Annotated in this window: 21 protein-coding genes; 19 read left to right on the top strand and 2 right to left on the bottom strand. The window is 70.2% G+C overall.

The features are described 5' to 3' along the window. Positions 1-17: 17 nt before the first annotated feature. The 3 genes from BKD26_RS10365 (at position 18) to BKD26_RS10355 (ending at position 2994) form a co-directional block, all read left to right on the top strand. Complete coding sequence (locus tag BKD26_RS10365; protein WP_084897541.1) at positions 18-1262, top strand: site-2 protease family protein; 1245 nt, start codon at positions 18-20, stop codon at positions 1260-1262. An 18-nt stretch (positions 1263-1280) separates the two neighbouring features. Next, positions 1281-2168 (top strand): tRNA (adenine-N1)-methyltransferase, encoded by an 888-nt coding sequence (locus BKD26_RS10360; protein ID WP_073758328.1) that lies wholly within the window; start codon positions 1281-1283, stop codon positions 2166-2168. Positions 2169-2421: 253 nt separating this feature from the next. Beyond that, complete coding sequence (locus BKD26_RS10355; protein ID WP_084897540.1) at positions 2422-2994, top strand: hypothetical protein; 573 nt, start codon at positions 2422-2424, stop codon at positions 2992-2994. Positions 2995-2998: 4 nt separating this feature from the next. Here BKD26_RS10355 and BKD26_RS10350 read toward each other — a convergent pair whose 3' ends face one another. Further along, complete coding sequence (locus BKD26_RS10350; RefSeq protein WP_084897539.1) at positions 2999-3310, bottom strand: ferredoxin; 312 nt, start codon at positions 3308-3310, stop codon at positions 2999-3001. A 232-nt stretch (positions 3311-3542) separates the two neighbouring features. Between BKD26_RS10350 and arc the strand changes: the two genes are divergently transcribed. The 5 genes from arc to prcA all read left to right on the top strand — a co-directional run bounded on the left by arc (position 3543) and on the right by prcA (position 9293). Beyond that, positions 3543-5309, top strand: coding sequence for a proteasome ATPase (gene arc / locus BKD26_RS10340; RefSeq protein WP_084897538.1), 1767 nt, complete (start codon positions 3543-3545; stop codon positions 5307-5309). Between the two features lie 267 nt (positions 5310-5576). After that, positions 5577-7088 carry a depupylase/deamidase Dop gene (gene dop / locus BKD26_RS10335; protein WP_179166492.1) on the top strand — a complete coding sequence of 504 codons (1512 nt, stop codon included), beginning with the start codon at positions 5577-5579 and terminating at the stop codon, positions 7086-7088. Between the two features lie 167 nt (positions 7089-7255). Beyond that, on the top strand, positions 7256-7474 hold the full coding sequence (locus tag BKD26_RS10330; RefSeq protein WP_016325855.1) for a ubiquitin-like protein Pup: 219 nt from the start codon (positions 7256-7258) through the stop codon (positions 7472-7474). Between the two features lie 149 nt (positions 7475-7623). Further along, the gene (gene prcB / locus BKD26_RS10325) at positions 7624-8469 is read left to right on the top strand and encodes a proteasome subunit beta (RefSeq protein ID WP_084897536.1); all 846 of its coding nucleotides are present in this window, start codon (positions 7624-7626) and stop codon (positions 8467-8469) included. 62 nt (positions 8470-8531) lie between these two features. Next, positions 8532-9293 carry a proteasome subunit alpha gene (gene prcA / locus BKD26_RS10320; RefSeq protein ID WP_064069118.1) on the top strand — a complete coding sequence of 254 codons (762 nt, stop codon included), beginning with the start codon at positions 8532-8534 and terminating at the stop codon, positions 9291-9293. A 187-nt stretch (positions 9294-9480) separates the two neighbouring features. Here prcA and BKD26_RS10315 read toward each other — a convergent pair whose 3' ends face one another. Further along, positions 9481-10602 (bottom strand): LacI family DNA-binding transcriptional regulator, encoded by a 1122-nt coding sequence (locus BKD26_RS10315; protein WP_084897535.1) that lies wholly within the window; start codon positions 10600-10602, stop codon positions 9481-9483. Positions 10603-10667: 65 nt separating this feature from the next. Between BKD26_RS10315 and BKD26_RS10310 the strand changes: the two genes are divergently transcribed. The 11 genes from BKD26_RS10310 to BKD26_RS10260 all read left to right on the top strand — a co-directional run bounded on the left by BKD26_RS10310 (position 10668) and on the right by BKD26_RS10260 (position 22687). Next, a complete protein-coding gene (locus BKD26_RS10310) occupies positions 10668-11948 on the top strand; it encodes an MFS transporter (RefSeq protein WP_084897534.1) in 1281 nt (426 codons plus the stop codon). A 9-nt stretch (positions 11949-11957) separates the two neighbouring features. Then, the gene (pafA, locus tag BKD26_RS10305; RefSeq protein ID WP_073758312.1) at positions 11958-13319 is read left to right on the top strand and encodes a Pup--protein ligase; all 1362 of its coding nucleotides are present in this window, start codon (positions 11958-11960) and stop codon (positions 13317-13319) included. Between the two features lie 823 nt (positions 13320-14142). Then, positions 14143-15123, top strand: coding sequence for an FKBP-type peptidyl-prolyl cis-trans isomerase (locus BKD26_RS10300; RefSeq protein ID WP_084897533.1), 981 nt, complete (start codon positions 14143-14145; stop codon positions 15121-15123). A gap of 46 nt (positions 15124-15169) precedes the next feature. Next, on the top strand, positions 15170-15544 hold the full coding sequence (locus BKD26_RS10295; RefSeq protein WP_084897532.1) for an FKBP-type peptidyl-prolyl cis-trans isomerase: 375 nt from the start codon (positions 15170-15172) through the stop codon (positions 15542-15544). Between the two features lie 170 nt (positions 15545-15714). Beyond that, positions 15715-16671, top strand: a complete 957-nt coding sequence (locus tag BKD26_RS10290) for a WYL domain-containing protein (RefSeq protein WP_084897531.1) — start codon at positions 15715-15717, stop codon at positions 16669-16671. 16 nt (positions 16672-16687) lie between these two features. Beyond that, the gene (locus BKD26_RS10285) at positions 16688-17644 is read left to right on the top strand and encodes a WYL domain-containing protein (protein ID WP_073758304.1); all 957 of its coding nucleotides are present in this window, start codon (positions 16688-16690) and stop codon (positions 17642-17644) included. A gap of 60 nt (positions 17645-17704) precedes the next feature. Further along, entirely contained in the window at positions 17705-17953 is a 249-nt protein-coding gene (locus BKD26_RS10280; RefSeq protein WP_179166491.1) for a hypothetical protein, read from the top strand. Between the two features lie 20 nt (positions 17954-17973). Then, positions 17974-18171 (top strand): hypothetical protein, encoded by a 198-nt coding sequence (locus tag BKD26_RS10275; RefSeq protein ID WP_084897529.1) that lies wholly within the window; start codon positions 17974-17976, stop codon positions 18169-18171. Positions 18172-18403: 232 nt separating this feature from the next. After that, positions 18404-18688, top strand: a complete 285-nt coding sequence (gene tatA, locus BKD26_RS10270) for a Sec-independent protein translocase subunit TatA (RefSeq protein ID WP_073758298.1) — start codon at positions 18404-18406, stop codon at positions 18686-18688. A gap of 63 nt (positions 18689-18751) precedes the next feature. Continuing rightward, positions 18752-19708, top strand: coding sequence for a twin-arginine translocase subunit TatC (tatC, locus tag BKD26_RS10265; RefSeq protein WP_084897528.1), 957 nt, complete (start codon positions 18752-18754; stop codon positions 19706-19708). Positions 19709-19864: 156 nt separating this feature from the next. Then, positions 19865-22687 carry a DEAD/DEAH box helicase gene (locus tag BKD26_RS10260; RefSeq protein ID WP_084897527.1) on the top strand — a complete coding sequence of 941 codons (2823 nt, stop codon included), beginning with the start codon at positions 19865-19867 and terminating at the stop codon, positions 22685-22687. Positions 22688-22767: the final 80 nt, after the last annotated feature.

Below are 22767 nucleotides of genomic sequence, written 5' to 3'. Positions count from 1 at the left end.
CACACCGAAGGGAACCTGTGAACAAGGACGACGAGAGCGGCGAGCACACCCGTCCGCGGTCCGACCCGGCCGGAGCCGCTCCCGACAGCGGAAAACCGCGGCGGACCCGGGAAGGCGGCGGCTTCCTGATGGGCCGCATCTTCGGCGTGCCCGTGTACGTCGCCCCCAGCTGGTTCCTGGTCGCGGCCCTCATCACCTGGGTCTTCGGTGACCAGATCGAGCGGGTCCTGCCCGAGCTCGGCAACGCCCGCTACCTGGTCTCCCTCTTCTTCGCGGTCGCCTTCTACGCCTCCGTGCTCGTGCACGAGCTGGCCCACACCGTCGCCGCGCTCCGCTTCAAACTGCCGGTGCGCCGCATCCAGCTCCAGTTCTTCGGCGGCGTCTCCGAGATCGAGAAGGAGTGCGAGACCCCCGGCCGCGAATTCGTCCTCGCCGTCGTCGGCCCGCTGCTCTCCCTGGTCCTCGCCGGGGCCTTCTACGCCGCGATGTACGGCGTCGAGCCCGGCACCGTGCCCGGTGTCCTGCTCGCCGGCCTGATGATCTCCAACCTCATCGTCGCCGCGTTCAATCTGCTGCCCGGCCTCCCGCTGGACGGCGGCCGCATGCTCCGCGCCGTCGTATGGAAGATCACCGGCAAGCCCATGAGCGGCACGGTCGCCGCCGCGTGGGTCGGCCGCGCCCTCGCCGTCACCGTCCTCATCGGCCTTCCGCTGCTCACCCACACCGGCGCCCTCGGCAACGCGACCGAGGAGATCAGCGGCCTGGAGACGGTCACCGACGCGCTCCTCGCCGCCATCCTCGCCGCGATCATCTGGACCGGCGCCGGCAACAGCCTCCGCATGGCCCGGCTGCGCGAGCACCTCCCCGAGCTGCGTGCCCGCACCCTCACCCGGCGCGCCGTCCCCGTCGAGTCCGACACTCCCCTCTCCGAGGCCCTCCGCCGCGCCAACGAGGCCGGCGCCCGCGCCCTCGTCGTCGTCGACGGCCAGGGCGAGCCCAAGGCCCTGGTCCGTGAGACGGCGATCGTCGGCATCCCCCAGCACCGCCGCCCCTGGGTGGCGGTCAGCGGCCTCGCCCAGGACCTCACCGAGGGCATGAGGGTCCCCGCCGACCTCGCCGGGGAGGCGCTCCTGGACCGGCTGCGCGCGACTCCGGCGACCGAGTACCTGGTGGTCGAGGAGTCCGGCGAGATCTACGGCGTCCTGTCCACCGCGGACGTCGAGCGGGCCTTCGTCCAGGCCATGGCACGGCCGGGTTCCTGAAGCCCATACACTGGTCACATGTCCGAACCGACCGGTGCCGCCCGCCGTCGCGGGCCCTTCGAGGTCGGGGACCAGGTCCAGCTCACCGACCCCAAGGGACGCCACTACACGTTCACGCTCGAGGCCGGGAAGAATTTCCACACCCACAAGGGTTCCTTCCCGCACGACGAGCTGATCGGTGCTCCCGAGGGCAGTGTTGTCCGTACCACGGGAAACGTCGCCTACCTCGCGCTGCGCCCCCTGCTCCCCGACTACGTCCTGTCCATGCCCCGCGGCGCCGCCGTGGTCTACCCCAAGGACGCGGGGCAGATCCTGGCCTTCGCCGACATCTTCCCCGGCGCACGCGTCGTCGAGGCCGGTGTGGGCTCCGGCTCGCTCAGCAGCTTCCTGCTCCGCGCCATCGGCGACGACGGCATGCTGCACTCCTACGAGCGCCGCGAGGACTTCGCCGAGATCGCCAAGGGCAACGTCGAGCGCTACTTCGGTGGCCCGCACCCCGCCTGGCAGCTCACCGTCGGCGACCTCCAGGACAACCTGTCCGACACCGACGTCGACCGGGTCATCCTGGACATGCTGGCCCCATGGGAGTGCCTGGAGGCCGTCTCCAAGGCGCTCGTCCCCGGCGGCATCCTCTGCTGTTACGTCGCGACCACCACCCAGCTCGCCCGCACCGTGGAGTCCATCCGCGAGATCGGCTGCTTCGCCGAGCCGGCCGCCTGGGAGTCGATGATCCGCAACTGGCACGTCGAGGGCCTGGCGGTCCGCCCGGACCATCGCATGATCGGCCACACCGGCTTCCTGCTCACCGCCCGCCGCCTCGCGGACGGCGTGGAGCCCCCGATGCGCCGCCGCCGTCCCGCCAAGGGCGCGTACGGCGAGGACTACGAAGGCCCCAACAAGGGCTGACGCAGGGCAGCGACCGGGGCTGACGCCCCGACGCAGTGACCGGGGCTGACGCCCCGACAACGCGACGGCGCCGCCGTCGAGTTCCCGCCAAGGGTGGGGAACTCGGCGGCGGCGCCTTTACGTTCGGCGCTCCGCCGACGCTCCGTAGTGCGCTTTGAGGGAAACACAGCTCGACCCCCCGGTTCCGCCTCACTGTGACGTATGGCACGATGCTGGCCACCCCCCACCGCACAGCTCACAGGAGACACTCCGCGTGCAGACCTCCGCCTTCCCGGACCTCGCGCACACCCACGCCCGCCCGGTGCACTGGCTCGCCACCGCCGCCGCGATGGCCGCGGTGGTCGCAGGCGCCGGAATGTTCCAGCCGGAAGCCGCCACCGCCTCCCAGGCGGGCGGCATCCGGACAGCGGCGGCCCCCGCCCCGGCGCCCGCTCCCGACCCGGCCGCGGTGACGTACCCGCTGGAATGCGCGGGCGCGCCCAGCGTGGTGGCGAAGAGGGCGATGGGTGACATCGACGGCGACGGCCGGCCGGAAACGGTGGTGGCGGCGCACTGCCAGTCGGGTTCCGGAACGCCGCCCAGCGGTGTGTACGTCCTGTCCCGCGGCAGCTCCGGGGCGCGTGTGGTGGCCACCCTCGTCGAGCCCGCCGAGCGGCGCAGCGTCAGCGACATCGCCGTACGTGCGGGTGTGGTCACCGCGACCCTGCTCGGCTACTCCTCGCCCGACGTACCACGGTGCTGTCCCGATCAGCGCGAGACGGTCAAGTGGCGGTGGGAGGGGGACAAGTTCGTCCGTTCCGCCCCGGCCGAAGCCCTTGGTGCGTAATCGGTCACCCAGCGTCAGGACCGTAGACCTCGACCCTGTCCGAAACGCGCCGTACGTGGATACAGTCGCCGGGGCACTCCTTCGCGGAGTCGACCACGTCCTGGAGCAGGGGCAGCGGAACGGGCGCCGTGGCGCCGGGGTCCTGCAGCAGCTCGTCGTCGGCGCTCTTCACGTACGCCAGGCCGTCGATGTCCAGCTCGAAGACCTCGGGGGCGTACTGCGCGCAGATGCCGTCGCCGGTGCAGAGGTCCTGGTCGATCCAGACCTCCAGGGCCTCGCCGGCGCCCGTGGTCGGAGCCTCGTGCTGCACGGTCATGTTCCTGCCTCTGGTGTGGTAAGTCGGGCCAACCCTGACGGGTGTTGACCACTCCGACGATACAACCGCCCGCTTTCAAGTGTTGATGGGTGGGTATCCCCCTGGTGCGAGGGAGAGCGCAAGGGTGAAGATCGGACACACCCCGAGAGTCTTTGTGATCTAGGGGTTTCAATCACCACCCACCCAGGTAGGGTCAGGAAGCGTCCAGCTCCCCTTGGAGGAGGTGAGGACCGTGGCAGCCCACGACGACGACATCAACCGCGGCATCCGGCCGGGGCGGGGGTCTGAAGACCCTGCCGGCCAGGTTGCCTATCTCGAGCAGGAAATCGCCGTCCTGCGACGTAAGCTCGCCGACTCTCCGCGTCACACGAGGATTCTCGAAGAGCGGATCGTCGAGCTGCAGACCAACCTGGCCGGCGTGTCCGCGCAGAACGAGCGACTCGCCAATACGCTCCGTGAGGCCCGCGACCAGATCGTGGCCCTCAAGGAGGAGGTCGACCGGCTCGCGCAGCCTCCGGCCGGCTTCGGTGTCTTCCTGCAGGCGAACGAGGACGCCACCTGCGACATCTTCACCGGGGGCCGCAAGCTCCGGGTGAACGTCAGCCCCAGCGTCGAGCTCGACGAGCTCCGGCGCGGCCAGGAAGTGATGCTCAACGAAGCGCTCAACGTGGTCGAGGCCATGGAGTTCGAGCGCGCCGGGGACATCGTCACCCTCAAGGAGATCCTCGAGGACGGCGAGCGCGCCCTGGTGCTCGGGCACACCGACGAGGAACGGGTGGTGAGGCTCGCCGAGCCGCTGCTGGACATCACCATCCGCCCCGGTGACGCCCTGCTGCTCGAGCCCAGGTCCGGTTACGTCTACGAGGTGATCCCGAAGAGCGAGGTCGAGGAGCTCGTCCTCGAGGAGGTCCCGGACGTCGACTACAGCAAGATCGGCGGTCTGGGGAACCAGATCGAGCTGATCCGCGACGCGGTCGAGCTTCCGTACCTCTACCCCGACCTCTTCAAGGAGCACGAACTGCGGCCGCCGAAGGGCATCCTGCTCTACGGTCCGCCCGGCTGCGGCAAGACGCTGATCGCGAAGGCCGTCGCCAACTCCCTTGCCAAGAAGGTCGCCGAGGTGACCGGGCAGCCCGCCGGGAAGAGCTACTTCCTCAACATCAAGGGCCCCGAGCTCCTCAACAAGTACGTCGGTGAGACCGAGCGGCACATCCGCCTGGTCTTCCAGCGCGCTCGTGAGAAGGCGAGCGAGGGCACCCCGGTGATCGTCTTCTTCGACGAGATGGAGTCCCTCTTCCGTACCCGTGGCTCCGGTGTCAGCTCGGACGTGGAGAACACCATCGTTCCGCAGCTGCTCGCCGAGATCGACGGTGTGGAGGGGCTGGAGAACGTCATCGTCATCGGCGCCTCCAACCGCGAGGACATGATCGACCCCGCCATCCTGCGGCCGGGCCGGCTCGATGTGAAGATCAAGATCGAGCGTCCGGACGCGGAGGCCGCCAAGGACATCTTCGCCAAGTACCTGACAGCCTCGCTGCCGCTGCACGCGGACGACCTGGCCGAGCACAATGGGTCCAAGGAAGCCGCGGCCCAGGCGATGATCCAGTCGGTCGTGGAGCAGATGTACGCGGAATCCGAGGAGAACCGGTTCCTCGAGGTCACGTACGCCAATGGTGACAAGGAAGTCCTGTACTTCAAGGACTTCAACTCCGGCGCAATGATCCAGAACATTGTCGACCGGGCGAAGAAGATGGCCATCAAGGCCTTCCTCGACCACAACCAGAAAGGCCTTCGGGTCTCCCACCTCCTCCAGGCTTGCGTGGACGAGTTCAAGGAGAACGAGGACCTGCCGAACACCACCAACCCGGACGACTGGGCCCGGATCTCCGGAAAGAAGGGCGAGCGGATCGTCTTCATCCGCACCCTCGTCACCGGTAAGCAGGGCGCCGACACCGGTCGGTCCATCGACACGGTGGCGAATACCGGTCAGTACCTGTAGATCGCATTCCGGCTGCGGGTGCCCCGGAGTCCCGCCCACGGCGGGGGAGGGCATCCGCGGCCGGTTGCTTTCACCGGCCCCCGGCCATCATTCCGACCACCACCGAGCAATGACGCAATTGATCTCCCCACCAGCGCAGAGGCGTTCTAGGCTCTTCCGTACCGCCGAGTCGCGCAGTGCGGGGACGGGCACCGCACACGCACCGGAGAAGCAGCGGTACTTGAGCGCCGTTCCCGAACGGGGGCGCCGCCGGGCAAGGAGGGCCGCATGACTGTACGGCGAGTAATGGGCATCGAGACGGAGTACGGGATCTCCGTCCCCGGGCACCCGAACGCCAATGCCATGCTCACCTCGTCCCAGATCGTCAACGCCTACGCGGCGGCGATGCACCGGGCGCGGCGCGCCCGCTGGGACTTCGAGGAGGAGAACCCGCTGCGGGACGCCCGCGGCTTCGACCTCGCCCGCGAGGCCGCCGACTCCAGCCAGCTCACGGACGAGGACATCGGCCTGGCCAATGTGATCCTCACCAATGGCGCGCGGCTCTACGTCGACCACGCCCACCCCGAGTACAGCGCCCCCGAGGTCACCAATCCGCGCGACGCCGTCCTGTGGGACAAGGCCGGCGAGCGGATCATGGCGGAGGCCGCCGAGCGGGCGGCCCAGCTGCCGGGCGCCCAGCCGATCCACCTCTACAAGAACAACACCGACAACAAGGGCGCCTCCTACGGCACGCACGAGAACTACCTGATGAAGCGGGAGACCCCCTTCTCGGACATCGTGCGCCACCTGACGCCCTTCTTCGTCTCCCGGCAGGTCGTCACGGGCGCCGGCCGTGTGGGCATCGGCCAGGACGGCCACGAGCACGGCTTCCAGATCAGCCAGCGCGCCGACTACTTCGAGGTCGAGGTCGGCCTGGAGACCACCCTCAAGCGGCCGATCATCAACACCCGGGACGAGCCCCACGCCGACGCCGAGAAGTACCGCCGGCTCCATGTGATCATCGGCGACGCGAACCTCTCCGAGATCTCGACGTACCTCAAGCTGGGCACGACGGCCCTGGTGCTGTCCATGATCGAGGACGGCTTCATCACCGTCGACCTCGCCGTCGACCAGCCGGTGCGCACCCTGCACCAGGTGTCCCACGACCCCTCGCTCCAGTATCTGATCACGCTGCGCAGCGGCCGGACACTCACCGCTGTCCAGCTGCAGATGGAGTACTTCGAGCTGGCCCGCAAGTACGTGGAGGAGCGCTTCGGCGCCGACGCCGACGAGCAGACCAAGGACGTGCTGGTCAGGTGGGAGGACACCCTCAACCGGCTGGAGAACGACCCGATGAGCCTGGCGGGCGAGCTGGACTGGGTCGCCAAGCGGGAGCTCATGGAGGGCTACCGGCGCCGTGACGGGCTCGACTGGGACGCGGCACGGCTCCACCTGGTGGACCTCCAGTACGCGGACGTACGGCCCGACAAGGGCCTGTACAACCGTCTGGCGGCCCGGGGGAGGATGAAGCGGCTGCTGGACGAGGACGCGGTCGTACGGGCGCAGGCGAAGCCTCCGGAGGACACCAGGGCCTATTTCCGGGGCCGGTGCCTGGAGCAGTACGCCGACGACGTGGCCGCGGCCTCCTGGGACTCGGTGATCTTCGACCTGCCCGGTCGTGACTCTCTGCAGCGGGTGCCCACCCTGGAACCGTTGCGTGGTACACGTAACCATGTGAAGGAGCTCCTGGACCGCTGCCGCACGGCTGAGGACCTGGTCCGCGTCCTGTCCGGCCACTGAGCGCCGGCCGAGTACTCGTACGAAAAGAGCTTGGTCCGGGGATCTCCGGGAATCATGGGGATACTCCCTGGACGTTGGAGAAAGTACAGGGCCGATGTCAGACCGTCCTTGTAGGGTCTGATCTTGAGAGACCGAACCAAGCGGGCAAACCGAGCGGGGTGAGGGATATGGCGACCAAGGACACCGGCGGCGGGCAGCAGAAGGCCACACGTTCCACCGAGGAGGTCGAGGAGCAGGCGCAGGACGCGCAGGCTTCCGAGGACCTCAAGGAGCGCCAGGAGAAGCTGTCCGACGACGTCGACTCCGTACTCGACGAGATCGATGACGTACTTGAGGAGAACGCAGAGGATTTCGTACGGTCCTTCGTGCAAAAGGGCGGACAGTAGAGCTCGTTGTCCCTCCCGGTGCCGTCGGGGAAAGCCGACGGCACCGGGACGGATGACCGGCGACGGCACGGGTAAGGTCCGTGCACAGCACGCATGATCGGCCCGACCGTCGCAGCGGCGGGCCGCCGCCTCATTTCGGAAGGAAACGCGTGGAAGCCAACCCTCGTAGCATCGGGCGTCTGCCGGCAGCCTTCCTGACGCCCGGCTCCTCCTCGTTCATGGACTTCCTGGCCGACCACTCACCCGAGCTGCTGCCCGGCAAGCGGACGCTGCCGCCCCTGCAGGGCGCCATCGAAGCACCGCACGGTACGACCATCGTCGCCACCACGTTCCCCGGCGGTGTGGTGCTCGCCGGTGACCGGCGCGCCACGATGGGCAACATGATCGCCCAGCGGGACATCGAGAAGGTGTTCCCGGCCGACGAGTACTCGGCCGTGGGCATCGCCGGCACCGCCGGCCTCGCCGTGGAGATGGTCAAGCTCTTCCAGCTGGAGCTGGAGCACTTCGAGAAGGTCGAGGGCGTCCAGCTGTCCCTGGAGGGCAAGGCGAACCGCCTCTCCACCATGATCCGCAGCAATCTGGGCATGGCCATGCAGGGCCTGGCCGTCGTCCCGCTCTTCGCCGGCTGGGACGTCGACCGCGAGAAGGGCCGGATCTTCAGTTACGACGTGACGGGTGGCCGTTCCGAGGAGCACGGCTTCGCGGCCACCGGCTCGGGTTCGATCTTCGCCCGGGGCGCCATGAAGAAGCTCTACCGCGACGACATGACGGAGCAGCAGGCCATCACGCTGGTCGTGCAGGCGCTGTACGACGCGGCGGACGACGACTCGGCGACCGGCGGCCCGGACGTGGCCCGCCGGATCTACCCGATCGTCACCGTGATCACCGACGAGGGCTTCCGGCGGCTGACGGAGGCCGAGTCCTCCGAGACCGCCCGAGCGATCCTGGAGCGCCGCCTGGAACAGCCCGACGGCCCGCGCGCCGCGCTGCTCTGATGTCCGCGCTCTGAGGTTCGCGCTCTGATGTTTGCCCATCTGAAGAAAGGGACGGATAGCCGGTGACGACGCCGTTCTATGTCTCGCCCGCACAGGCCATGCAGGACCGGGCGGAATACGCCCGCAAGGGCATCGCCCGTGGACGCAGCCTGGTTGTGCTGCAGTACGCCGACGGCATCGTCTTCGTCGGTGAGAACCCGTCCCGTGCGCTGCACAAGTTCAGCGAGATCTACGACCGGATCGGTTTCGCCGCGGCCGGTAAGTACAACGAGTACGAGAACCTGCGGATCGGCGGCGTGCGCTACGCGGACCTGCGCGGCTACACGTACGACCGCGACGACGTGACGGCCCGTGGCCTCGCCAACGTCTATGCCCAGACGTTGGGCACCATCTTCTCCAGCGCGGGCGAGAAGCCGTACGAGGTGGAGCTGGTCGTCGCCGAGGTGGGGACCTCCCCGGAGGGCGACCAGATCTACCGGCTGCCGCACGACGGATCGATCGTGGACGAGCACGGCTCGGTCGCGGTCGGCGGCAACGCCGAGCAGATCAGCAGCTTCCTCGACCAGCGGCACCGCGACGGGATGTCGCTCGCCGAGGCGCTGAAGCTCGCCGTGCAGGCGCTGTCCCGGGACACCAACGGCAGCGAGCGGGAGATCCCCGCCGAGCGGCTCGAGGTGGCGATCCTGGACCGGACGCGCCCGCAGCAGCGCAAGTTCAAGCGGATCGTCGGCCGCCAGCTGTCCCGCCTTCTGGAGGCGGACGCCTCGGCCTCCACCCCGACGGACGCGCCCTCGGACGAGGAGCCGGAGGAGTCCGAGGACTGACCTCCGGCCGACCGGTGCCCCGGATCCCCCGCGCGGGGTCCGGGGCACCGGCGTGCCGGCTTCGGGCCCCTCGGTGAGCCGCCGAGGTGTGTATCGGCTCCGGGCGCCGGCCCGTGTCCGGGCACGGGCGTGAAGGGCACGGGCGTGAGGGGCCGGGCGTCGGCGCGGGAGGTTCCGGCACCTGCGATCAGGGGGCGGGTGGGGGCCCGGAGGAGCCGCGGGGCATCAGGGTGACCGGGAGGTCGCCGCGCTCCGGCGGGCGCCCCGCCAGGACGTCCAGCAGGGCTGCCATACCGCGCTCACCGATCCGTTCGGCGGGCAGCCGGACCGTGGTGAGCTCCGGCTCCACCGCCGTGGCGAGCGCCAGGTCGTCGAACCCGGTGACCGACACGTCCTCCGGTACCCGCAGCCCCAGCCGCCGTACCGCCTTGCAGGCACCCGCCGCCACGATGTCGTCGTCGCAGACCAGGGCCGTGGGGCGCGGCCCGGGCGCGGTCAGCGCGCGCTCGGCGGCCTCACGGGCACCGTTCACCTCCAGCGGCGCCGCGGCGGTCCGTACGGAGACGTCCGGGACGCCGCCCAGGCACGCGGCCAGGGCCCGGCCGCGTACGTCGAAGGTCCAGGACGGCACGGCGGACGACAGGTGCAGGAAGCGGCGGTGACCCAGGGCCAGCAGATGGTCCGTCACCTGCCGCATGCCGTCGGCGATGTCGAGGTTCACATGGGCGGCGGCGCCCGGATCGGCCGGGTCGCTGTCGAGCATCACCAGCGGCAGGTCCGTGCCACGGATCGCCCGTAGCGCGTCGGCGGCCATGGAGGAGGCGATCACCCCGTCCAGCGCCGCCCGCGCCGAGGCGAACGGGTCCCTCGCCGGGCCGACGCCCTCGGGGGAGGGGTACAGGACCACACCGAACCCGTGTCGGGCGGCGACGGCGGCGGCGCCCGTGTAGACGCGGGCGAAGAACTCGTTGGTGAGGGCGGGCACGACCAGCAGCGCGGTCCTGGTACGGCCCAGGCGGAGGTTGCGCGCCGCGAGATTGGGCCGGTAGCCGAGCTCGTCGGCCGCCTCCCGCACCAGCCGCGCGGTGCGCTCCGAGACCCGCCCGCGCCACTTGTCGCCCAGCACGAGCGACACGGTGGCCTGCGACACTCCGGCGACCCGCGCCACGTCCCGGCTGGTGGGGCGCGGGCCGCCGGGGCCGGGCGCCCGGTGGGGCGCGGGGTCGGGGACCGCTGGGTCCGGGTGGTGCACGCACGCCTCCGCTTCGACGATCACGACCCCGAGGGTGGACCCGCGGGATGCCGTCATGGTACGTATGACGCAGGACGTTATACGTAAAACCTCGGCCAGGTGCCGGGGGAGAGGGGCAGCACATGGCCGCCGCACCGGGCGGGTACGCCGACCTCCTGAAGGCACCCCATGCCGCCAGGCTGCTCATAGGCACCCTCATAGGACGCCTTCCCCATGGCACAGGCCCGATCGCGATATTGGTGTTCACTCGTGCCGAGGGCGGTAGCTACAGCCTCGCCGGCGGGCTCGCCGCCGTGTACGGCATCGGCAACGCCATCGGCCAGCCCCTCCTCGGCCGCGCCGTCGACCTGTACGGCCAGCCCCGCGTCCAGCTCCCCGCCGCCCTCGTCTCGGCCCTCGGCATGGCGCTGCTCGTCCTCGCCGGCATCGACCCGCTTCTCCTGGCATACGCGGCCGTCGCCGTCGCCGGGCTGTTCACCCCGCCCCTGGAGGGCGGCCTGCGCGCCCTGTGGCCGAGCGTCCTGGGCCGCGAGGACCGGGTCCACCGGGCGTACGCCATGGACGCGGTCGCCCAGGAAGTCATGTTCACCGTCGGACCCTTGCTGGTGACGCTGCTCGTCTCGCTCTGGTCGCCCGCCGCCGCCCTGCTCGTCATCAACGCGATCGGGGTGCTCGGCGCCCTGTCCGTCGTCCTGTCCGAACCGTCCCGCACCTGGCGTTCCGCGCCCCGCGAGGCCCACTGGCTGGGCGCGCTGCGCTCACCCGGGCTGCTGGCCCTGCTCGGCTCGTTCTTCTTCGTCGGCCTCGCCCTCGGCTCCATCACCGTCGCCGGGATCGCGTACGCCGAGGACCACGGCCGCGAGTCCGTCTACGGCTGGCTGATGGCCGCCCTCGGCCTCGGCGCCCTGGTCGGTGGCGCGGTGTACGGAGCCCGGCAGTGGGCGGGCGCGCCGGAGCGCCGCCTGCGCGTCCTCGCCGGCCTGCTGGCGCTCGGCTACCTGCCGCTGATGCTCACCCCCGGCGTGGTGGCCATGACCGCCCTGGCGGCCCTCTCGGGCGTGTTCCTGGCGCCCGCCATCGCGTGCGCGTTCATCGTCGTCGACCGGCACGCCCCGCGCGGGACGGTCACCGAGGCGTTCTCCTGGCTGGTCACCACCTTCGGCGTCGGGGCCGCCGCCGGAACGGCCGTGGCCGGGCCGGTAGTCCAGCTCTCCGGCACCACCGCGAGTTTCGGCGTGGCGGCGGTCGGTGGATTCGTCGCCCTGCTCGTCCTCCTGGCCACCCAGCGCGTACTGGCAGTTCCCCGCCGAGCAGCACAACACACCACAGATGTCGTGGCGACATCGGAAAATGATCGAAACGGTGCCGTCGAACCCGGTTTCAGCACACGCCATCAGGCGTAATGTTCAGTCATGGACCGCCGCATTTTCGGGCTGGAGAACGAGTACGGCGTCACGTGCACGTTCAGGGGACAGCGCCGACTGTCTCCTGACGAAGTGGCGCGCTACCTCTTCCGCCGTGTCGTGTCATGGGGCCGCAGCAGCAATGTCTTCCTGCGGAACGGCGCCCGCCTCTACCTCGACGTGGGATCGCATCCGGAATACGCAACTCCTGAATGCGACAACGTGACGGAACTGGTCACCCACGACAAGGCCGGCGAGCGCATTCTCGAGGGCCTGCTCGTCGACGCCGAACGCCGCCTGCACGAGGAGGGAATCGCGGGCGACGTCTATCTCTTCAAGAACAACACCGACTCGGCCGGAAACTCCTACGGCTGTCACGAGAACTATCTCGTCGCCCGTCACGGAGAGTTCTCGCGGCTCGCGGACATCCTCATTCCGTTCCTCGTCACCAGGCAACTGCTCTGCGGCGCCGGGAAGGTGCTGCAGACCCCGCGCGGCGCCGTCTACTGCGTCAGCCAGCGCGCCGAGCACATCTGGGAGGGCGTCAGCTCCGCGACGACCCGCTCCCGGCCCATCATCAACACCCGCGACGAACCGCACGCGGACGCCGAGCGGTACCGCCGTCTGCACGTCATCGTCGGTGACTCGAACATGTCCGAGACGACCATGCTGCTGAAGGTCGGCGCCACCGACCTCGTGCTGCGCATGATCGAGGCCGGCACGGTGATGCGCGACCTCACCCTGGAGAACCCGATCCGGGCGATCCGCGAGGTCAGCCATGACATCACCGGACAGCGCAAGGTCCGCCTCGCCAGCGGACGCGAGGCCTCCGCCCTGGAGGTCCAGCGCGAGTACTACGAGAAGGCCGCCGACTTCGTCGACCGGCGCGGTATCCGTACGGGCACGGTGGCTCAGGTCCTGGAGCTGTGGGGCCGCACGCTGGACGCGATCGAGGAGGAGGACCTCGACCGCATCGGCACCGAGATCGACTGGGTCATGAAGTACAAGCTGCTGGAGCGGTACCGCGCCAAGCACAACATGACCATGTCGCACCCGAGGGTCGCCCAGATAGACCTCGCGTACCACGACATCCACCGTCGGCGCGGGCTCTACTACCTGCTGGAGAAGAAGGGACAGGCCGCCCGGATCTGCAACGACCTGAAGATCTTCGAGGGCAAGTCGGTGCCCCCGCAGACCACCAGGGCGCGGCTGCGCGGCGACTTCATCCGCCGTGCGCAGGAGCAGCGACGGGACTTCACCGTCGACTGGGTGCACCTCAAGCTCAACGACCAGGCCCAGCGGACCGTGCTGTGCAAGGACCCCTTCCGGTCGGTCGACGACCGGGTGGAGAAGCTCATCGCCGGAATGTGACCCACCTTCCCGGCCAGGCCCGCCGCGCCGGGCCTGGCCGGACCGTTCGGCCATGCCCCGCGCCCCAGCCCGGCCCCGGAGGGGCCTGTGGCTCCGCAGCCCGGGGCCTTTCTCCCGGTTCCCGGGCAGGCTCCGAGCTCCGGCGGCCTCCGGCCCGGTGCCTCTCGCACGGGTCGCTGGGCGGAGTTACCTGCCCGACGCCTGGGTCCGGGCCTCCCCCGGTCCCCGGGCGGGGCCTATTGCTCCCACGCCCGGGTCGGCCATTCTCGTGGGGGCTCTGTCGCTTCGGCGGCCTCTCTAACGCCTGCGCCTCGCGGCGTCTCACCCGGGTTCCTGTGCGGGGCCTGTTGCCGCCCCGCCTGGGTCGGGCCTTTCTCCGGTTCGTGGGGGCTCCCAGCTTCGGCGGCCTCTGGCCCGGGTACTCCGGGGCCTCTCGCACGGGCTGCATGGGCGGGGCCTCTGGTCCGGACGCGTGGGTCGGGCTTCGCGCCTGGGTTCCGGGGCGGCCACCGTGTCGGGGCCTTGGGCCGGGTTTCTGGCCCGCCTCTGCGAGAGACTCTCGCTCGGGCCCCGGCTGCGGCGCCTGGGCCGGGTCTTCCGGCCGGGGCGCTGGGTGGTGGGCCTCCGGCCCAAGCTTCTGGGGCGGGGCCCTGGGCGGGCTCGGTGCCACCGAGGAGGGTGACGCGCGTGAGGCGCCGTGCGTTGCTCGTGCGGTGTCTCGTGGACGCCGTAGAGTCACGCCGTAGAGTGACGCGACACCCTCGCGAGCTCGACTGCGAAGACCTACAGATCCCGAGATCCCGACCAAGATACGAGGCATTCCGTGCGCCGTCGCTCCCTCCTTCTCGCCGTCCCCGCCGGCCTGCTCACCCTCGCGGGCTGCGGCGACGACAAGTCCGACGAGGCCAAGACCGACGAGAGCCCGTCCACGCCGCCGGAGCCCTCCGCGAAGATCGTGGAGGGCCCGCTGCCCGCCATCACGGCGGGGACGAAGTTCGGCGAGAAGCCGACCGTCGCCAAGGGCGCGGGCAAGCCGTCGTCCGACCTCGCGGCGAAGTCGGTCATCGTCGGCACGGGTCAGAAGGTGGCCAAGGGCGACATCCTCCAGTTCGACTACCTCGGGCAGATCTGGGACACCGCCAAGGTCTTCGACAACTCCTACGACCGGGGCGTGCCGCTGACCATGCCGATCGGCGTCGGCCAGCTCATCCCGGGCTGGGACCGGGCGCTGCCCGGCAGGACGGTCGGCAGCCGGGTCGAGCTGGCCATTCCCCCGGCTCTCGGTTACGGCACCCAGGGCAACCCGCAGGCCGGTATCAAGGGCACCGACACGCTGGTGTTCGTTGTCGACATCCGCGGCACCTTCAACGGCAAGAGCTCCGCCAAGGGCCGGGAGGTCGCCCATGACAACATCGACCTCCCCAAGGTCGGCACCAACACCGACGGCAAGGCCCCGTCCATCGACGTACCGAAGAAGCCCGCCCCCAAGGAACTGGTGGCCAAGTACGTGCTGGAGGGCGACGGCCCGGCCGTCAAGCCCACGGACAAGCTGCTGCTCCAGTACAAGGGTGTCCTGTGGGACGGGGGCAAGGAGTTCGACTCCAGCTACAAGGGCGGGGAGCTGGCCCAGTTCCCGCTGCAGAACCTGATCAAGGGCTGGCAGCAGGGCCTCGCGGGCAAGAAGGTCGGCAGCCGCGTGATGCTCGTCGTACCGCCGGAGCTGGGCTACGGCGCCCAGGCTTCCGGGGACATCCCCGCCAACTCGACGCTGGTCTTCTCACTCGACATCCTCGCCGTGATGTAAGACTGTCCCGGTTGATCAGTACATCGTTTGAGGAGCACTGTTTTTCGTGAACATCGACAAGCCGGAGATCGACTTCCCCGAAGGCCCGGCGCCGACCGAGCTCCAGATCGAGGACATCTGGGAGGGCGACGGTCCCGTGGCCAAGGCCGGCGACATGGTCAAGGTCCACTACGTGGGCGTGGCCTTCTCCACCGGTGAGGAGTTCGACGCGTCCTGGAACCGCGGCACCCCGCTGTCGTTCCAGCTCGGCGCCGGCCAGGTCATCGCGGGCTGGGACCAGGGTGTGCAGGGCATGAAGGTCGGCGGCCGGCGCAAGCTGACCATCCCCGCGGACCTGGCGTACGGAGAGCGCGGCGCCGGTGGCGGCCGCATCGCGCCGGGCGAGACGCTGATCTTCGTCTGCGACCTGGTCGGCGTCTGACCCGTCACCGCTACGACGCGGCGTCGAGAACCGGTCACTTCGAGGGCCCGTGCCTCCAGGCGCGGGCCCTCGCCCTTGCCGTGGGACCCGGCCGCCACTTTTGCCGCGACACCCCGGGGCGGTACGTTGAGCGGGAAAAGTGACTCCATAAGAAGAGGTGCAGGGCGTCGATGGCCATTGCCAAGGCCGAGCGGCTGATGAATCTGGCGCTGTGCCTGCTGGGAACCCGGCGCCCGCTCAGCAAGCGGGAGCTGCGCGGCTCGATCGAGGCCTACCTGGAAGCCGGCTCCGACGACTCCTTCAACCGCATGTTCGAGCGCGACAAGGATGATCTGCGCGAGCTCGGCCTGGTCATCGAGACGGTGGAGAACCTCGATGGCGAGACCGGCTACCTCGCCCGCCGTGACTCCAACCGGCTGCCCCCGATCCAGCTCGACGCCGAGGAGGCCGCCGCCCTGGGTCTCGCCGCCAGGGTCTGGCAGCAGGCGCGCCTCGCCGGCGCCGCCAGCGGCGCCCTGCAGAAGCTGCGGGCCGCCGGCATGCCCGAGGCGGAGGACTCGTACGACACCCCCCACAGCGCCCTCGAACCGCGCATCCCCGTCCATGAGGCCGCCTTCGAGCCGCTGATGCTGGCCTGCCGTGACCGTCGCCCCGTCGTCTTCGAGTACCGCAAGGCCAACGCCGCCCGCCCCGAGACCCGCCACGTCGAGCCCTGGACGCTGGAGTGCTGGCGCGGCCACTGGTACCTGGCCGGCTGGGACCGTGAGCGCGGCGCCGAGCGCGTCTTCCGGCTCTCCCGGATCACCGGCAAGGTCCGCTCCCGGGCCGGGGCCTTCACCGCGCCCGTACCGGACGTGTCGACCGTCCGCGAGACCGTCGAGAGCTGGGCGGGGGAGACGGCCACCCGGTCCGCCCGGATCCGGCTGCGCACCGACTGTGGCTACCCGCTGCGCGCCCGGGCCCTGTCGGTACGGGACCTGGGGGACGGCTGGGACGAGCTGGAGGTTCCGTACGGCCACGGGCTGGACGCCTGGCTCGTGGAGTTCGGCCCGGACGTCGTCGTACTGGAACCCGCCGATCTGCGGGCCGATGTGGTGGACCGGCTGCGTGCCGTGGCCAAGGGCTGAGGGGGACGGAAAGACGATGGCCGCGAACGCGATCGACCAGACCAGGCGGATGCTCTCGCTGGTGACCTATCTGCGTGAGCGCCCCGGCGCCCACGTCGGGGACGTCGCCCGGGCGTTCGGCATCACCGAGGACGAGCTGATCTCCGACCTCGACGTGCTGCCCATGTGCGGCACCAGTTTCCGCGGCGGCGACCTGCTCGACATCGACACGGACGGCGAGCAGATCTGGTGGCACAACCCCGACGACGTCGCCGAGCCGCTGCGCCTCGCCGCCGACGAGGCGACCGCGCTGCTGGTCGCGGCGCGGGCCGTCGCCACCCTGCCCGGGCTGCGGGAGGGTGACCGGGAGGCGCTGCTGCGCGCCACCGCGAAGCTGGAGGCCGCGGCGGGCGAGGCGGCGGGCGCCAGTTCGCGGCTGTCGGTGACCTTCGAGTCCGAGGGCGGCGTGTTCGCGGAGGTCGACCGCGCGATCTCGGAGCGGCGCCGGCTGTGGCTGCGCTACTACTCGCCCGCGCGGGACGAGCTCACCGAGCGCGAGGTCGACCCGATCCGGCTCTTCGCCGTCGGCCATACGTATATGGAGGCCTGGTGCCGCCTGTCCGAGGCGCGGCGGACCTTCCGCCTCGACCGGGTTGCCGAGATCCGTCTGCTGGACGAGCCGTCCGCGCCGCCGGAGATCGAGCTGCGTGACCTGTCCGAGGGCCTGGTCCAGCCGTCGGCCGACGACCCGGAGGTGGTGGTCGACGTGGGGCCGGGCGGCCGGTGGGTGGCCGAGTACTACCCCCATGACAGCGCCGAGGAACTGCCCGACGGGGGCCTCCGCATCACTCTGCGTACGCCGGACCCGGCGTCGCTGCGGCGGCTCGCCCTGCGCCTGGGCCGGGAGGGCCGGATCGTCTCCCCGCCGGAGCTGGCGGCGAGTGCACGTCAGGCGGCGTGCGAGGCGCTGGCCGCGTACGACGGGCAGGAGTAGGCGGAGCCGAGCCCGTTGAGCCGTACAGGCAGTCGTAAGAAATTGGGGGATTTGTCTGTGATGCCCGGAATCGTCTCGTCGTCGGCGGCCCCGGTCCTCTTCAAGGCCGCCTGCCCCGAGTGCCAGGCCCGCTTCGAGCTCTCCGCCGGCTCCCTGCGCCTCGCCATCGGCGCCAGCCGCCGCACCACCTTCTACTCCTTCACCTGCCCCGAATGCGGCTCCGCCGTACGCAAGCCCGCCGGTGAGCGCATCGTCGAACTCCTCACCGGCGGCGGCGTGCGGACGCTGCGCCTGCACTCCACCGTCTGAGCGTCGTCTAGGCTCTGCGCATGTTCTGGCCCATGCTCGCCATCGCCCTGGGTTTCCTCGGCATCGCCGTCCTCGGCGTCCTCGGCATCCGGGTGTTCATCGAGGCCCAGCGCCTCGGCCGTCAAGTGACGCACACCACCCAGCGAATCAACCGCGCCGCCGAGGACCTGGAACGGGCGGCCACCGACCTGGCCCGCACCGGGGAGACATTGCGGTAACGCCGGCGGTCGGCCGGCGGGCTGTCGGCGGTCTCCTCGCCGACAGGTACGCGAGGTACGCTGCTGGTTCCGGCGCAGGCGTTGGGCCCCGGCCGGGAACGCGGAGTATGCACAGGGATTGCCCGACGTTTACCCGTGCGAGTTACGATCCTTGCAGCATGGGGCTGGACAACCGTCCGGTCGCACGGGTAAATCCCACTCCCCAGCCGCCTCGGTGAGAAGGAAGTCGCACATGATCGGCAATCTGAAGCCCCTCGAGATCGTTCTGATCATCGTAGTCATCCTGCTGCTCTTCGGTGCCAAGAAGCTTCCTGAGATGGCTCGTTCGCTGGGCAAGTCGGCTCGCATCCTCAAGAGCGAGGCGAAGGCCATGAAGAAGGACGACGCCGACTCCGCCCCGGCGTCCACCACGGACACGACGGCCCAGCAGCCGCCCGCCCCGCGCACCATCCAGGCCGCGCCCGGCGATGTGAGCAGCGCCCGCCCGGTCGCCGAGCAGAACACCACCAAGAGCTGACGCACACGCGCTGAGCGTTACGCGCCGACGGCTGCCGCACTCGCACGAGACAAGGGAAGTGGGTTGCTCAAGTCTGCCCGCAAGCGGGAGAAGAACGACGAGGGGCGAATGCCCCTTGTCGATCATTTGCGTGAACTGCGGAACCGGCTGCTGAAGTCGGTCATCGCCATTGCGGTTGCAGTGATCGTCGCGGCCTTCTTCCAGAAGGACATCTTCGAGTTCCTGATGAGGCCGATCCTGGAGTCGGTGGGCTGCAAGAACGGCGCCGACACGATGGTGAACGGCAAGCCGTGCGCGGAGATGACGACACAGGGTCTGCTGTCGCCGTTCACCATCGCGCTCAAGGTCGCGCTGATGGCAGGCGTCCTGGTGGCCACTCCGGTGTGGCTCTACCAGCTCTGGGCTTTCGTGGCCCCCGGCCTGCACAAACAGGAGAAGCGCTACACGCTCAGCTTCGTGGCGGTCGGCGTTCCGCTGTTCGTGCTCGGCGCGTACGTGGCGTACTCGGTCCTGCCGCAGACGGCCGAGATCATGCTGGGCTTCACGCCGGAGGGCGCGAAGAACCTGCTGCCGCTCGACGACTACCTCGACCTCATCACCCGCATGGTGGTCGTCTTCGGTCTCGCCTTCGAGCTGCCGCTGCTGCTGATCCTGCTCAACTTCACGGGTGTCCTCACCGGTCGGCGGATGCTGCACTGGTGGCGGGGCATGATCATCGGCCTGACGGCGTTCGCCGCGATCGCCACCCCTGGTGGTGACCCCATCTCGATGCTCCTGCTGGCCGGCCCGCTGGCGGTGCTCTACTTCATCGCGGTCGGCGTCTCCCTGCTCAACGACCGGCGGCGGCAGTTCCGGAACCCCGATCGTGGCCTCGCCGACGACGAAGCCTCCGAACTGGACCTGACACCCGAGGCCATCGGTGCGGTCGAGCCCGTCCCCGCCGCCCCGGCGCTGCCCGAGCAGGCGGACGGCAGGCGGTCGGACCGGCTGAACGGAAGCGGATACGACGACGTCACCTGACGGGTGCGAACACGGCGCCCCCCATGCGGTGCGAAGGCCCTCCGGACACCCGGAGGGCCTTCGGCCGTTCTCGCTGCGTAGACCCCCGGTCACGGGCTGCCGTGGTGATTAAAGATCGGCTGACTGTCAGTCCCGGCGGGTAGGCTCGATAGCAAGATGACAGAAGAACTCACACCCGCGGAAGCGTACGCGGCGGCCCGGCTCCGCGCCGCCGAGCAGGCGACCGCGCTCGCTCCCTTCCGCGCCCTGTACGACTTCGAGCTGGACCCGTTCCAGATCGAGGCATGCCGAGCCCTCGAGGCCGGCAAGGGAGTACTCGTCGCGGCACCCACCGGCTCGGGCAAGACCATCGTCGGTGAGTTCGCCGTGCACCTCGCCCTGGAGCAGGGCCGCAAGTGCTTCTACACCACGCCCATCAAGGCGCTGTCGAACCAGAAGTACGCCGACCTCGTCAAGCGGTACGGACCCGGCAAGGTCGGTCTGCTCACCGGTGACAACAGCGTCAACTCCGAGGCGCCGGTGATCGTCATGACCACCGAGGTCCTCCGCAACATGCTGTACGCGGGCTCCCAGTCCCTCCGGGGCCTGGGCTATGTGGTGATGGACGAGGTGCACTACCTCTCCGACCGGTTCCGCGGAGCCGTCTGGGAGGAAGTGATCATCCACCTCCCCGAGTCCGTGACGCTGGTGTCGCTCTCCGCGACCGTGTCGAACGCCGAGGAGTTCGGTGACTGGCTCGACACCGTCCGTGGCGACACGGAAGTGATCGTCTCCGAGAGCCGCCCCGTGCCGCTGTGGCAGCACGTCCTGGCCGGACGCCGGATATACGACCTCTTCGAGGAGGAGACCGACCACGGCGGCCGCGGGTCCGGCCGGCGCGAGGTCAACCCCGACCTGGTCCGCCTGGCGCGCATGGAGAACTCGCGCCCGTCGTTCAACGGCCGTGACCGGCGCCGCGGCCGGGAGGCCGACCGGGAGCGGGAGCGGCGGCAGCGGTCGCGGATCTGGACGCCCGGACGGCCCGAGGTCATCGAGCGGCTGGACGCCGAGGGGCTGCTGCCCGCCATCACGTTCATCTTCAGCCGGGCCGGCTGCGAGGCCGCCGTACAGCAGTGCCTGTACGCGGGACTCCGCCTCAACGACGAGGAGGGACGCGCCCGGGTCCGGGAGATCGTCGAGGAGCGCACCGCCTCGATTCCCACCGAGGACCTGCACGTCCTCGGGTACTATGAGTGGCTGGAAGGCCTGGAGCGGGGCATCGCCGCGCACCACGCGGGCATGCTGCCGACCTTCAAGGAGGTCGTCGAGGAGCTGTTCGTACGCGGCCTGGTCAAGGCCGTGTTCGCCACCGAGACGCTGGCGCTCGGCATTAACATGCCCGCTCGCTCGGTGGTGTTGGAGAAGCTCGTCAAGTGGAACGGCGAACAGCACGCCGACATCACCCCGGGCGAGTACACCCAGTTGACCGGGCGCGCGGGGCGGCGCGGCATCGACGTCGAGGGCCACGCGGTGGTGCTCTGGCAGCGCGGCATGGACCCCGGCCACCTCGCGGGCCTCGCCGGCACCCGTACGTATCCGCTGCGCTCCAGCTTCAAGCCCTCGTACAACATGGCGGTCAACCTGGTCGACCAGTTCGGCCGGCACCGCTCGCGCGAGCTGCTGGAGACGTCGTTCGCGCAGTTCCAGGCGGACCGGTCGGTGGTCGGCATCTCCCGCCAGGTCCAGCGCAACGAGGAGGGGCTGGAAGGCTACCGGGAGGGCATGACGTGCCACCTCGGTGACTTCGAGGAGTACGCGCGGATGCGCCGCGAGCTGAAGGACCGTGAGACCGAGCTGGCCAAGCAGGGCGCCGCGCAGCGGAGGGTGGCCGCCGCCACGTCGCTGGAGCGGCTCAAGCCGGGTGACGTCATCCATGTGCCCACCGGCAAGTTCGCCGGGCTGGCCCTGGTGCTGGATCCGGGCCTGCCGGCCGGGCGGTCCAACGGGCACCGTGGCTTCGAGCACGTCGACGGGCCGCGCCCGCTCGTCCTCACCGCCGAACGGCAGGTCAAGCGGCTGGCGTCGATCGACTTCCCGGTGCCGGTCGAGCCGCTGGAGCGGATGCGCATCCCCAAGTCGTTCAACCCGCGCTCGCCGCAGTCGCGGCGCGACCTCGCGTCCGCGCTGCGCACCAAGGCCGGGCACATAGCCCCGGAGCGGCACCGCAAGCAGCGTTCCGCGGCCGCCGACGACCGCGAGATCACCCGCCTGCGCGCCGCGTTGCGCGCGCACCCCTGCCACGGGTGCGACGAGCGGGAGGACCACGCGCGGTGGGCCGAGCGGTACCACCGCCTCCAGCGCGACACACGGCAGCTGGAGCGGCGTATCGAGGGGCGTACGAACACCATCGCCCGCACCTTCGACCGGATCGTCGCCCTCCTGACGGAGATGGACTACCTGCGCGGCGACGAGGTCACCGAGCACGGCAAGCGGCTCGCCCGCCTCTACGGCGAGCTGGACCTGCTGGCCAGCGAATGCCTGCGCGACGGTGTCTGGGAGGGCCTCAGCCCGGCCGAGCTGGCCGCGTGTGTCTCGGCCCTGGTCTACGAGGCCAGGCAGGCGGACGACGCGGTCGCGCCGAAACTCCCGTCGGGCAAGGCCAAGGCGGCGCTCGGTGAGATGGTGCGGATCTGGGGACGGCTGGACGCCCTGGAGGAGGAGTTCCGCATCAACCAGGCCGAGGGCGTCGGCCAGCGCGAACCGGACCTCGGCTTCGCCTGGGCCGCCTACCAGTGGGCCTCCGACAAGGGCCTCGACGAGGTGCTGCGTGAGGCCGAGATGCCGGCCGGCGACTTCGTCCGCTGGTGCAAGCAGGTCATCGACGTCCTGGGCCAGATCGCCGCGGCCGCGCCGAGGGAGAACAGCACGGTCGCCAAGAACGCCCGCAAGGCGGTCGACGCGCTGCTGCGTGGTGTCGTCGCCTACAGCTCGGTGGGCTGACCGCCTGCCGTCGTACGCCAAGGGCCCGGCCGGGCTTCCGGCCGGGCCCTTGGCGCGTCACGGTGCGGTGGAGCCTGCCG

This window comes from Streptomyces sp. CB03238 (assembly GCF_002099185.1).
Lineage (GTDB): Bacteria > Actinomycetota > Actinomycetes > Streptomycetales > Streptomycetaceae > Streptomyces.
This window is presented reverse-complemented; position numbering and strand designations above follow the sequence as displayed.

Excerpts from the sequence above, each read along its gene's own strand:
- BKD26_RS10285 (WP_073758304.1), top strand. The coding sequence starts at position 16,688 with ATGGCCGCGAACGCGATCGACCAGACCAGGCGGATGCTCTCGCTGGTG.
- BKD26_RS10275 (WP_084897529.1), top strand. The coding sequence starts at position 17,974 with ATGTTCTGGCCCATGCTCGCCATCGCCCTGGGTTTCCTCGGCATCGCC.
- BKD26_RS10280 (WP_179166491.1), top strand. The coding sequence starts at position 17,705 with ATGCCCGGAATCGTCTCGTCGTCGGCGGCCCCGGTCCTCTTCAAGGCC.
- BKD26_RS10310 (WP_084897534.1), top strand. The coding sequence starts at position 10,668 with ATGGCCGCCGCACCGGGCGGGTACGCCGACCTCCTGAAGGCACCCCAT.
- BKD26_RS10315 (WP_084897535.1), bottom strand. The coding sequence starts at position 10,602 with ATGACGGCATCCCGCGGGTCCACCCTCGGGGTCGTGATCGTCGAAGCG.
- BKD26_RS10290 (WP_084897531.1), top strand. The coding sequence starts at position 15,715 with ATGGCCATTGCCAAGGCCGAGCGGCTGATGAATCTGGCGCTGTGCCTG.
- pafA (WP_073758312.1), top strand. The coding sequence starts at position 11,958 with ATGGACCGCCGCATTTTCGGGCTGGAGAACGAGTACGGCGTCACGTGC.
- dop (WP_179166492.1), top strand. The coding sequence starts at position 5,577 with ATGACTGTACGGCGAGTAATGGGCATCGAGACGGAGTACGGGATCTCC.
- BKD26_RS10330 (WP_016325855.1), top strand. The coding sequence starts at position 7,256 with ATGGCGACCAAGGACACCGGCGGCGGGCAGCAGAAGGCCACACGTTCC.
- BKD26_RS10350 (WP_084897539.1), bottom strand. The coding sequence starts at position 3,310 with ATGACCGTGCAGCACGAGGCTCCGACCACGGGCGCCGGCGAGGCCCTG.
- BKD26_RS10260 (WP_084897527.1), top strand. The coding sequence starts at position 19,865 with ATGACAGAAGAACTCACACCCGCGGAAGCGTACGCGGCGGCCCGGCTC.
- tatA (WP_073758298.1), top strand. The coding sequence starts at position 18,404 with ATGATCGGCAATCTGAAGCCCCTCGAGATCGTTCTGATCATCGTAGTC.
- BKD26_RS10360 (WP_073758328.1), top strand. The coding sequence starts at position 1,281 with ATGTCCGAACCGACCGGTGCCGCCCGCCGTCGCGGGCCCTTCGAGGTC.